This is a genomic window from Flavobacterium sp. FlaQc-52, assembly GCF_044007495.1.
Taxonomy (GTDB): Bacteria; Bacteroidota; Bacteroidia; order Flavobacteriales; family Flavobacteriaceae; genus Flavobacterium; species Flavobacterium cupriresistens.
On record NZ_JBIPCV010000005.1, the window covers coordinates 145,903 to 158,053 of the forward strand.

11 protein-coding genes are annotated in these 12,151 nt (G+C 35.9%); 10 read left to right on the forward strand and 1 reads right to left on the reverse strand.

Annotated elements, in window-relative coordinates; genetic code table 11:
- Positions 1-5: 5 nt before the first annotated feature.
- Positions 6-1,664 carry a T9SS type A sorting domain-containing protein gene (locus tag ACHRV5_RS11040; RefSeq protein ID WP_395426780.1) on the reverse strand — a complete coding sequence of 553 codons (1,659 nt, stop codon included), beginning with the start codon at positions 1,662-1,664 and terminating at the stop codon, positions 6-8.
- 430 nt (positions 1,665-2,094) lie between these two features.
- Here ACHRV5_RS11040 and ACHRV5_RS11045 point away from each other — a divergent pair, with 430 nt between their 5' ends.
- The 10 genes from ACHRV5_RS11045 (at position 2,095) to ACHRV5_RS11090 (ending at position 12,143) form a co-directional block, all read left to right on the forward strand.
- Positions 2,095-3,876, forward strand: coding sequence for a helix-turn-helix domain-containing protein (locus ACHRV5_RS11045; RefSeq protein WP_395426781.1), 1,782 nt, complete (start codon positions 2,095-2,097; stop codon positions 3,874-3,876).
- 134 nt (positions 3,877-4,010) lie between these two features.
- Positions 4,011-4,181, forward strand: coding sequence for a hypothetical protein (locus ACHRV5_RS11050; RefSeq protein ID WP_395426782.1), 171 nt, complete (start codon positions 4,011-4,013; stop codon positions 4,179-4,181).
- 78 nt (positions 4,182-4,259) lie between these two features.
- On the forward strand, positions 4,260-5,963 hold the full coding sequence (locus tag ACHRV5_RS11055; protein WP_395426783.1) for a S8 family peptidase: 1,704 nt from the start codon (positions 4,260-4,262) through the stop codon (positions 5,961-5,963).
- Positions 5,964-6,379: 416 nt separating this feature from the next.
- Positions 6,380-6,853: a hypothetical protein gene (locus tag ACHRV5_RS11060; RefSeq protein WP_395426784.1), complete on the forward strand. Its 474-nt coding sequence runs from the start codon at positions 6,380-6,382 to the stop codon at positions 6,851-6,853.
- 136 nt (positions 6,854-6,989) lie between these two features.
- Complete coding sequence (locus tag ACHRV5_RS11065; protein WP_395426785.1) at positions 6,990-7,328, forward strand: DUF4134 domain-containing protein; 339 nt, start codon at positions 6,990-6,992, stop codon at positions 7,326-7,328.
- A 10-nt stretch (positions 7,329-7,338) separates the two neighbouring features.
- Positions 7,339-7,656 carry a DUF4133 domain-containing protein gene (locus ACHRV5_RS11070; protein ID WP_395426786.1) on the forward strand — a complete coding sequence of 106 codons (318 nt, stop codon included), beginning with the start codon at positions 7,339-7,341 and terminating at the stop codon, positions 7,654-7,656.
- A 40-nt stretch (positions 7,657-7,696) separates the two neighbouring features.
- A complete protein-coding gene (locus ACHRV5_RS11075; RefSeq protein ID WP_395426787.1) occupies positions 7,697-10,165 on the forward strand; it encodes a TraG family conjugative transposon ATPase in 2,469 nt (822 codons plus the stop codon).
- Positions 10,166-10,176: 11 nt separating this feature from the next.
- Positions 10,177-10,866 carry a conjugal transfer protein TraI gene (locus tag ACHRV5_RS11080; RefSeq protein ID WP_395426788.1) on the forward strand — a complete coding sequence of 230 codons (690 nt, stop codon included), beginning with the start codon at positions 10,177-10,179 and terminating at the stop codon, positions 10,864-10,866.
- Between the two features lie 15 nt (positions 10,867-10,881).
- On the forward strand, positions 10,882-11,511 hold the full coding sequence (locus tag ACHRV5_RS11085) for a hypothetical protein (protein WP_395426789.1): 630 nt from the start codon (positions 10,882-10,884) through the stop codon (positions 11,509-11,511).
- Positions 11,508-12,143, forward strand: coding sequence for a TerB family tellurite resistance protein (locus ACHRV5_RS11090; RefSeq protein WP_395426790.1), 636 nt, complete (start codon positions 11,508-11,510; stop codon positions 12,141-12,143). The genes ACHRV5_RS11085 and ACHRV5_RS11090 overlap by 4 nt, the downstream gene beginning before the upstream one ends.
- The last annotated feature ends 8 nt before the right edge of the window (positions 12,144-12,151 follow it).

The window sequence follows — 12,151 nt, forward strand, 5'->3', positions numbered from 1 at the left end:
GGTTTTTAATTTATGGATTTGATTACTTTAACGGATTCGGTTTTTACATCCGTTTTGATGTTAACGATGTAGATTCCTTCGGAATATTTACTTAAGTCGACCGGTACGGTACGGTTTGAAATGCTGAAATTTTGCAGTGTACGTCCCGAAATATCTACCAGAGTAGCCGTTCCCTTTTTAAAATCATGTCCAATAATGACATTGGTGTAAGTTGTTGCGGGGTTAGGCATGGCTTCGATACTGGCTTTTACTTTTTCTGCTTTGGTTTTGTCTTTTAGCTTAACCACCCAGAAATCATTTGCCCCAATATTTGAGTTTTTATCTTTTGAGGAATTGGAGTTTGAAGTCCCGGCCATTATGTATCCTCCATCACGGGTTTCGACTAATTTCCTTAAGATATCTTCGCCGCCACTACCAACGGTCTTGCTCCAGAGTTCTTCTCCTTTTGGGTCAATTTTCAGGGCTATATAATCATTGATTCCGTCTTTTTCTTTATTTACTCCCACTTTACTTGCCACAGCCGTGAGCAAAGATTGTTTGCTTTCTGTTGCCGCATAACCTCCTATCAGGTAACTTTTGTCGTCATTGATGACCAGGGAGGTTAAGAAATCTGTTTTTCCAAAATCATAAGTTCTGCTCCAAAGTACATCTCCTTCTTTATCTAGTTTCAGAACCCAGTAATCAGTCCCATTACTTACTATTCCTCCTAAGGGAGTAAGTGGATTACGGCTGTTGGAATTACCACCGAGAATATAACCTTCGTCACTGGTCTGATGTATTACATAGGGCTGATCATCTCCATCGGCGCCGTAAGTTTTCTGCCACTGAATTTCTCCGGTGTCATCTATCTTAATAATCCAATAATCCCCAAGACCTTTTTCGCTATCTATTTTATCACCTGAGATTGGAGAGTTGGAGTAACCTGCCAGTATGTAACCGTTATCAGAAGTCTGTTCCATGCCTCGTAACAAATCAACATATTGTCCACCATAGGTTTTCTGCCACTGAATATCTCCGTCTTTATTTAGCTTTACAACCCAATAATCCATATTGCCCCTGCTTTTTTCGGATTTGTTATACAGATCTGCTTTTGTGGTTGTCAACGCCTTTCCCATTGGTCCAGTATTAGAAAGGGAGGGAGGATCAGAACTTGAAGAGCCTCCTAATATATAGCCTCCATCTTTGGTCTGAAAAGCGCACAATAATTCATCGGAACCAGAACCACCTAAGGTTCTTTGCCACTGCTGGACACCTGCGGCAGTTAATTTTATAACCCAAAAATCAGTAATACCTTTGCAGTCTTCGCCTTTCTGAAACCCATTTCCCGAGCTTGAAGTACCGGCGAGAATAAATCCTCCGTCTCTGGTGGACTTTATACTTTGCAGCAAATCAAATCCGGTTCCTCCAAAAGTTTTCTGCCACTCGAAATCTCCTTTTTCATCCATTTTCCAGATCCAATAATCCAGATCGCCGTGGTTATCGTCAGTTTTATTTCCGGTTTTATCAGAAAGAGAGCTTCCTGCGAGAATAAAACCATAGTCGGCTGTGGGCTGGGCATCAAAAAGATAATCGGCATGTTTCCCGCCATAGGATTTCTCCCAAAATACGTCCTGAGAGTACACAAAGAGGGGTAGAAAAAGTAGTGTAATGTAAAGTTTTTTCATGATTTTTTAATTTCTAAACCTGATTCATCGAATAAGGCCAAAGAATCAGACCATAACTGTATTTTGAATTTCATTGTTAGCGAGTATCAAAAACAACAGTATAAAATGATCTGAATTATTCTCTTAGCGGCAGTGAATATGGATTGTTTTGGCATAGCGTTTCACAATAATTTTTAAACCTGTAAAATCACAATACTTAAAAAAACCTTTTGTTTGGAATTGATGGATTTTTCAATTTAACATGCGATTAGATTACTATTGGTTTATGGCAAAAAAAATATATTCTTGAAGTGCCAAAACTAAATGAACATTTAAGTTCTCACAAATGATGATTGTCGAAATTCGGGAATATCGAGACCAAATTCTTATATAATTTATAAAAAAACTAAAAATTAACAGTTTTAAACTAGTAACTTGGGAAATTTTTAAAATGAATAAATTTTTTGTGAGAATATCTCTTATTAGTTTATTTTATAAAACAGATATACAAATGCTTTATTTTAAACGTCAGATAAAAGTAATATTATTACTGTTTCCTCTTGTATTAGTGTCACAAATTGTAGAAAAAGATCTTGGAAGTCTATCTTATGATGAGTTGCATGACTTGTATTTTAGTAACGTTGGTAACCCCAAAAAACAGATAGTATATACAAATGCCTATATGGTTAAGGCTATACGAGAAAACAATAGAATGAGAAGAGCTAAGGCTAATTATCAAATCGCTCTTTTGTATTATAAATCTGATAAAGACAAAGCAATACAATATTTAGATAGTGTGATAAAGTATTCCAAGAATACAAATAGTAAATTTTTTCCCGCCGCTGCTTATTGTGAAAAGGGGGATTTCCTAAAAAAACAATTTAAATTTAAAGAAGCTATGATTAATTATAATCTGGCCGAAAGAACTGCACTACTGACTAATCCGGATTATTATTACGTCGTTAGAGAATATATCGCTATAACTAAATCTGAAGACTTAGGAGAATATACGGAAGCACTTGAAATTTATAAAGAATGTTATAATCATTATAAAACAACAAATTACAGAACTGGAAAATTTGCACGTGATTACCAAAGTGTAATTTTTGGAATTGCAGATTGCTTCAAATCACTTCAAAACACTGACTCTACATCCTATTACAATATACTGGGCTATAAAGAATCTAAAATAACTAAAAATGAATACCATCAATATCTTTTTGTTTTAAATGAAGGAGCCAACCAGGTCTTAAAAAAGAATTATAATGTAGCCAAGGACAGCATCACCAAGGCGCTACCAGAAATGGTTCGATATGATGATACCGGTAATATATTAGCTGCCTATTTTTACTTGGGGAAATCTTATAGTGGAATAGGAGAGAAAACAAAAGCTGCAAAATATTTTATAAAAGTAGATTCGATATACGAAGCCACAAAAAAAATTAGTACTGAGTTTATAGAAGGATACCCCTATCTCATTAATTATTATAAAAATCAGGGAGATAAAGAGAATCAGTTGAAATATATAACAAAATACACACTTATTGATAGTACTTTACAGAGAAACTATCGCGAGTTAAATAAACTATTATATAAAGAATATGATACGCCTCGCTTAATTTCTGAAAAAGAAAACCTTATCGCTAGTCTTAATAATGATAAAATAAAAACACGATGGAGTTTAGGATTTTTATTTTTATCTACCCTTGGTATTGGCGGTTTTGCGTTGTATCAATTCCGCACAAAGAAACAATACAGATCCAGATTTGAAAAAATAGTAAATGATATAACAAGTAAAGATTCTAATCACAAAATAAATAAAGAAAATGAAGTCAAAATCGAAACAAATAAAATTGCGGATATAGGTATCGCTCAAGATTTAATAAATCAAATTTTAGAAAAATTAAATCGCTTTGAAGATGATAAAGGCTATTTAGAATCAAATATAACAGTACAAAACTTATCTGTTAAATTTGAAACTAACAGTAAATATGTTTCGAAAATAATAAATGTCTACAAAGAAAAATCATTTATTCAATATATAAATGACTTGAGAATTGAATATGCTATCCATAAACTTAAAGAAGATTATAAACTAAGAAAATATACTATTCAGGCGCTCGCATTAGAATTCGGTTTTAACAATGCAGAATCATTTTCAACTGCATTTAATAAGAAAACAGGAATTAAGCCAACCTATTTTATAAAAAAACTGGAAGCTAGCAAATTTTAAGTAATTAATTTTAAAGGCTTTAAGGGTTGCAAAATCCGAAATTCAGGAATTTCGATAGGTTTGTACTTTTTTTATACCGTTCTAAAAATGAGGTATTATATATTTGTTCATATAATGTTAATAATTTGAAAACAATGAAATCTAAAAAAGAAACAAAAAAAAATAACAAATTTGATTTAGAAAAATTTGAAGTGGCTAAATTAAATAGCTTACGTTTAATTATTGGAGGCGGGACAGGTCATGACGATGATCCTAAGGATACGAATAAAACTGACAAAGGAGGGTCTTCTGGAGACTGTCATTAATAAATACCAAAATTTTGAAATCATCAAGAATTTCATAAACATTAGAATCGCTCAAGAAAACAAATATTCTCAAAAATAATGAAATCGTATTACGTAATTATTCTATTCGTATTCCTTCTCTTAGGTTGTAAATCAATCAAAGAATCGAATAATTCTACTGCTACAGCTACTAATTCAAGTAAGGAATTACAAAATTCTTTACTTATTTGGCATCAAAAAGATTATCAACAAGATAATATCCCGGGGATTTCATTAGAAAAATGGTATAGTTCAAATAAAAAGAAGCCTAAAAATAAAAACATCATTATAGCAGTTATAGATACTCAGATTGACTTAAAACATGAAGATCTGCAAGGGCATATCTGGACCAATAAAAAAGAGATTGCCAATAATCATATTGACGATGATAAAAACGGATACATTGATGACATTAACGGATGGAGTTTTACAGGTACGAGAAGTGGTACTTACGTAGTATGGAATCGATATGAATATGTTCGTATAGTAGAGGAATGGGGAAAATATTTTAAAGATAAAACAGAATCTCAAATAGATTCAAAAGACTTATGGAAATTTAAAGAATATCAAAGGGCTCAAGAATTTTTCAAAGAAAAGAATACCTATTACAAGAGATGGCTCAAGTCTTTAAATTATAAAACTGCATTATATCCTAAAGCAAAGGACACTTTGAAATACTTTTTCCCTAAAGGAGATTACGCTTATGCACAACTCGACAGTCTTTACAAAAAATATAAAATTAATGATAAAGAGTTTAAGCAAAGACGCGATGACGACGACAGAGATTTAGGAGCATTAATTGGTTCAATGATTGCGAACATAAATATGGGGCAAAATACTTTAGAAAAATTACAAGACGAACGAACGCAATTAGATTCTATTGTCAATAAAAATTTGAATTTAGATTATAACGAACGACTTTCAATAGGTGATAATCCTAATATCCTGGAAAAAGGATATGGCAACAATAAAGTTAGTAATACTGTAAAAGGTATTCGTACTATTCAGGATCACAATACAATGGTTTCCGGAATTATTGCAGCAAACAGAAATAATAATATAGGTATAAAAGGAATTGTTGATGTGAAAATTATGCCTCTAAACATTTCCCCTTCAGGTGATGAACATGATAAAGATATAACCATGGCAATTCGATATGCTGTAGATAATGGTGCCAAAATAATTAATATGTCTTTTGGTAAAGAGTTTTCCATGCATAAAGATTGGGTATCAGATGCTTTTAAATATGCCGAAGAGCATAATGTTCTTTTGGTACACAGTGCAGGAAATGAACGTTCTGATATAGATAAAGCGACAAATTACCCTAACGATCTTGATTATGACAACATAACTGAGGTTTGCCATAATTTTATCAATGTTGGATCTATTTCTCAAAAAACAGGAGAAAAATTCGTTTCTGATTATTCAAATTACGGTAAACAAAATGTTGATTTATTTGCTCCCGGCGAAAATATTTATACAACCGGAGCCGGAAATATATATAAAACAGATTCAGGGACTTCTTTTTCTGCTCCTATGGTGTGCGGAGCTGCTGCCTTAATCTGGTCTTATTATCCTAAACTCACTGTAAAAGAAGTTAAAGAAATTATCATGGATTCGGGATCCAATTACGATTTTGAAGTTATAGTGCCAGGTAGTGATAACAAAAAAGTACTGTTTTCAGAATTATCAAAATCAGGAAAAGTTTTAAATGTATATAACGCTATGGAATTGGCAAAGAAAGTGAGTAAAGGAGTAAGATAGTGTTAATTGTAAAATTGATGACACTGTATTTGTACGCTATTGTTTGGCAGTTGAGACACTATCCTCTTATAACTTAAGATTAGCTATATCTGTGCTATTTTTGTTTTTTAGATTCCTTTTGTACCTACCAGTATAAATCCACCTTTGAAGGTGGATTTTTTGCTTTATAGCCAATTATTTTTTCTTTAGAAGTCAATTTTAGAACCTCCTCTTTTTATTTTCTGCTTTTTTTATTTTTTTTCTCCCTGATTTTACTGGGGGTCCAACGGGGTCCAACTGGGGTACAACAAAAAGCTGGACTTGTAGTAGTTTATCCGACGTTGTTTCTTTGCCTCGTAATAATGAACATCCGGATTTAGGAATAACCCTTATCCAGATTTCAAAAAACTAATGTAGAACGATAAAATGATCAGCGCATGTTTACAAACATTTCATGGAGTAATTATATAATTGTAGTTGCTTTGTTATTAACCAGTTGGTATGTATTTGTAGGAGTACGATTTTATTTGGATGAGATCAAAAACCTAATTAGCGGCAAGCAGAGACCCCAGTTTCGAAAATCGCAGGATTCTTATGAATCAACAACAATGTCAGATTCGCAGGAAGTAACTGCACTTAGTTATCCGCAATCTTCCTTTGGAGAATTTGATACCACTTTTAAAGATGTAGATAATTTAATAGAACGCTTAAAAAGTGTGATTGCAGAAGCAGTGAAAAGTAAACTTTTGAAACAGGAGCTTATTGATTATTTCAGGTCAGTTCTTTTGGAGTATCCATCCATTAAAAATTCTTCTTTCAGTTCATCAGTGAGTGAATTTATTGTTTCAGAATGTGAAAAATCAGAAGCTGTTTCCCTGACCCAGGCAGAAGCAGAAGCTTTGTGGAATTAGATAAACAGAAAATGTATTACGGAGGAAATGCCCCTGTCCGTCCCGGTGCGGTATGGCTTATGTGACAGGAAAGTGGAATTGCGACAGCGGCAGCCCTTCGTTTTACCCAATTATTTGAACTTTAAAAGAATGTGTTATGAAAAAATGTCAATGGATTTTTAAAAAACAGACACCACAAAGATTTGTTATTACGGTCAGTATTGTGACGCTTCTGGTGTTCAGCTATCAGAGCTATGGCCAGGATGGTCTTGCAGGGATCAATGAAGCAAATCAACAAGTCAGAAGCTATTTTGATGCCGGAACAGACCTGATGTATGCCGTTGGAGCATTACTGGGTTTAATTGGAGCGGTCAAGGTATACCAGAAGTGGAATGCCGGAGATCCCGATACGGGAAAAGTAGCTGCAGCCTGGTTTGGAAGTTGTGTTTTTCTGGTTGTCGTTGCTACGGTAATTCAATCCTTCTTCGGAATTTAAAACAAGGTATATGTCTAATAGCGTATACCAGATTAACAAAGGGATTAACCAGAGTGTGGAGTTTAAAGGGCTTAAAGCGCAGTATATATGGTATTTGGGAGGTGGAGTTATTGTTCTTATGATTCTTTTTGCCGGAATGTATATAGCAGGCTTACCTTCATTGGTCTGTATTGGAATCATTGGTATTTCGGGTACACTACTGGTAATAAAGATTTATAAAATGAGCCATAAATATGGCGAGTATGGCATGATGAAATCCCTTGCAAAACGACAGGTTCCAAAAGCTGTAAAATGCCAAAGCCGAAAGATATTTATGATGGGAAGGTGAGATTCGTTCAAAAACGACAATCAGGTAAATCAAAATGAAGATGGAAAAGAGGATAGAGGATATTTTACCGATTATGGATGTAGAGCATGACTGCATCGTATCAAAACAAGGCGATATAACTGTGGTATTCAAAGCAGAATTACCGGAAATATTTACTTTGTCAGACCAGGAGTATGAAGCTTTTCATCAGACGTGGATCAAGGCGATCAAGCTGTTGCCTAAATTTAGTGTCTTCCATAAGCAGGACTGGTTTATTGATAGCAGATACGAACCGGATTTTAGCAACGAGGATACCAGTTTCCTTACCCGAAGCAGCGAACGATTTTTTAATGAGCGCCCTTTTCTGGAGCATTCGTGTTACATTTTCCTGACCAAGAAACCACTGGGAAGAAAAACATCAAGTTCTTTATTCTCTACTTTACTTCGCAGTACAATAGTACCTGAAGAAACAATGAAAGAGCAATTGCGACAGGAGTTTATAGACAGTACGGGGCAGTTCAGGCGGATATTGGAAGACAGCGGTTTTGTAAAACTAAAACGTTTAGGGGATGATGAACTGCGAAGCCACAACAGAAAAATTGGTATTATTGAGCGTTATTGTTTTTTGTCTGAAAAACAGAACTCATTTGTTTTTAAAGATATCGCTTTCAATGATGGTTTACAGGTTGGTGACAAGCATTGCCAGATGTATACCTTAGGAGATGCTGCTGATTTACCCGCGTTATGTGGTTCAAGGATTAATTACGATCGTTATTCTACAGACAAGACCAAATTTAGTATTGGGTTTGCTTCAACACTGGGCCAATTGCTTTCCTGTAACCACATTTACAATCAGTATATCTTTATAGACGATTTTCAGAAAACATTACAAAAACTCGAGAGCAAAAGATTACGATTGCAGTCATTGTCGGCCTACAGCAGGGAGAACCTTATTGCCCGTGATGCAACTAACGATTTCTTAAATGAAGCTTTCAGCCAACAGCGTTTGCCGGTCAAGGGACATTTTAATGTATTGATCTGGACTCAGGATAAAGAAGAGCTGAAAGACCTGAAGAATAAAGTTTCTTCCGCACTGGCGCAGATGGACGCCGCCGCTAAACAGGAAACGGTAGGAGCTGCCCAGATTTTTTGGGCGGGTATTCCGGGAAATGCCGCTGATTTCCCTATGAATGACAGTTTTGACACCTTCATGGAACAGGCTACGTGCTTTTTAAATATGGAGACCGGTTACCGTTCTTCCCTTAGCCCGATCGGTATTCGGTTAGGAGACCGCTTAACCGGAAAACCTGTGCATGTGGATATCAGTGATGAACCTGTAAAGATGGGTATCTGTACCAACCGCAACAAGTTCATATTGGGACCTTCGGGAAGCGGAAAATCCTTTTTTACCAATCATATGGTCAGAAGCTATTACGAGCAGGGTACTCATGTTGTCCTGGTCGATGTGGGACACAGTTACAAGGGACTATGCGATATGGTCGGTGGTTACTATTTTACCTATGATGAAAAGAGTCCAATTCGTTTTAACCCCTTTTATATCAGTGAAGGGGACACTTTAGATACCGAGAAAAAGGAAAGCATCAAAACCTTGCTACTGGCCTTGTGGAAGAAAGACAATGAAACCTTTAACAGAAGCGAATATGTGGCACTCTCCAATGCTCTTCAACTGTACTATGAAAAGCTAGACAGTGATCCCGGCCTGTTTGCGTGCTTTGATACGTTTTACGATTTTTTGAAACATGATTTTGTAAAAATCTTAGAAGGGGATAAGGTAAAAGAAAAGGATTTTGATGTAAACAATTTTCTATATGTATTAAGACCCTATTATAATGGAGGTGAGTTTGATTACCTGCTTAATGCTACCGAAAACCTTGATTTATTAAAGGAGCGTTTCATTGTCTTTGAACTGGACAATATTAAGGATCACCCGATACTCTTTCCGGTAGTAACGATTATTATCATGGAAGTATTTATCAGCAAGATGCGCAAACTCAAAGGCATCAGGAAAATGATACTCATTGAAGAAGCGTGGAAGGCTATTGCCAAAGAAGGTATGGCAGAATACATAAAATATTTGTTCAAAACAGTGCGAAAGTTCTTTGGTGAGGCGATAGTTGTTACCCAGGAAGTGGAAGATATTATTTCATCGCCGGTAGTCAAACAGGCCATTATCAATAACAGCGACTGCAAAATATTGCTGGATCAGAGCAAATACCAGAATAAGTTTGAGCAAATACAGGAACTGCTGGGGCTTACAGAAAAAGAAAAGGCTTTGGTTCTTTCTGTCAATAAGGCAAATGATCCTGATAAAAAGTATAAGGAAGTATTTATCTCTTTAGGAGGAATGCTCTCCAAAGTATACCGCACCGAGGTATCCCTTGAAGAATATTTAGCGTATACCACTGAGGAAACCGAAAAAGTCAAAGTACAGGCGTATGCCAAAAAGTTTGATGGAGACATTAGAAAAGGCATTGCTGCTTTGGCAATAGAGATGAGAAATGGCAACTAAATAAAGAAATTATGAAAACAAAAAGAAAGCTAATGGTAGGTCTGCTTTGCCTGCTGCTGGTAAGCACTCCCGCAAGACCTGCGGAGAACGTTGCTGCCGTGCCCATTATCGGAGCGATAAAGTCAGTCATAAAGAAGGTCATAAAAGCGATTGACCTTAAAATACAACGTTTACAGAATAAAACGATCTGGCTACAGAACGCACAGAAGAAGATAGAAAATATCTTATCCAAGCTAAAACTCGATGAGATTTCCGATTGGACACAAAAGCAAAAAGACCTGTACAAGGATTATTATGAGGAGCTGATGAAAGTCAAATCTATTATTACCTATTACCAGCGTATCAGGGATATTAGTGAGAAACAGGCCCGTTTGGTAGATGAGTATCAAAGAGCCTGGAACTTATTTCAACAGGATGCCCACTTCAATGAACAGGAGTTGGATTATATGCATAAAGTATATTCAGGAATATTGAACGAGAGTTTAAAAAATATAGATCAGATCTTTTTAGCGCTTGATTCATTTACTACCCAGATGAGTGATGCAAGACGGCTTGAAATCATCAATTCTGCTGCGGATTTAATCGATACCAATTACGATGACCTACTGCAATTCAACAGGCAGAATGTGCTTTTGAGTATTCAAAGAGCCAAAACACAAGGAGAGGTAAATGCGGTTAAGAAGTTTTACAACCTACCATGATAAAACCACAAAGTCATGAAAAAAATAGTGTTACTGCTGTTTTTAACAGCATTTACAACAGAAAACCTACAGGCACAGGCAAGCCAGCAAAAAGTACTCTTGCAACAGATTGCAGCTCTTAAAATGTACATCGGATATGCTCAAAAAGGGTATTCGGTGGCTAGAAAAGGGCTCAAGGCTATAGGGGATTTCAAACGGGGAGAGTTTAATCTCCATACCGATTATTTTACTTCGCTTAAAAGTGTTAACCCAAGGGTCAGACATTATGTAAGGATTGGTGAGATTATAGCGCTTCAGGTAAAAATCATGAAGAGCTATAGCCGTATTTATGAACAGCTGCATCAGGGTGATCTGTTTCATGGAGATGAAGTGGATTATATAAGGCGAGTATTTGAACGCCTTATAGAAAACTGCGATCAAAAGATGGATGATATGCTGATGATCGTTACAGATGCCCAGCTGGAGATGAAAGACGATGAGCGGATCAGACGTATTGATGTAATCTATCAAGGTATGCAGGAGAATGCTGCTTTTTGTGAAGGATTTAGCAAACAAACAAGATTACTGGCACTCTCAAGGACAAAAGAAGTAAGAGAGGTGAAAACCAGCCGTTCGTTAAATGGCTTTAAAACTGTTTTACCATGAAAAAGTTACTAATTACCACAATTGCAGTTGTTGTTTTTTTATTGCCGTATCAGGTAAGCGCTCAAATGCAGGAAATACAGCAGCTAATTTTGAACATCGAAAAGTTGGGGCAGTTCAGACAGATCCTTAAGGACATGAAAAAGGGTTACGAAATGCTGACCGGTGGCTATAAGACCGTAAAAGATCTATCACAGGGGAACTTTAGCCTTCATGAGACATTCCTTGATGCGCTGATGCAGGTTAGCCCAACAGTACGGAGCTACAGGCGTATAGGAGATATTGTCAATTATCAGGTTGTTTTGGTCAAGGAATACAAGGCAGCATTTAACCGGTTCCGGGATAGTGGAAATTTCAATGCTGATGAGATAGCCTATCTCGAAAGAGTATATGAGAATTTGTTCAAGCAGAGCCTTAGAAATTTGGATGAATTAACCTCTGTTATTACCGCTAATAAAATGCGAATGTCTGATGATGAGCGCTTGGCTGCTATTGACAAAATCTATGCAGATATGCAGGATAAGCTACTATTCTTAAGGAATTTCAATAACAATACTTCTGTACTTGATATACAAAGGGCTAAGGAACGCAATGATGTAAATGCAATGCGGGGCATTTACAAAGGGAACAACTAAACAACAAC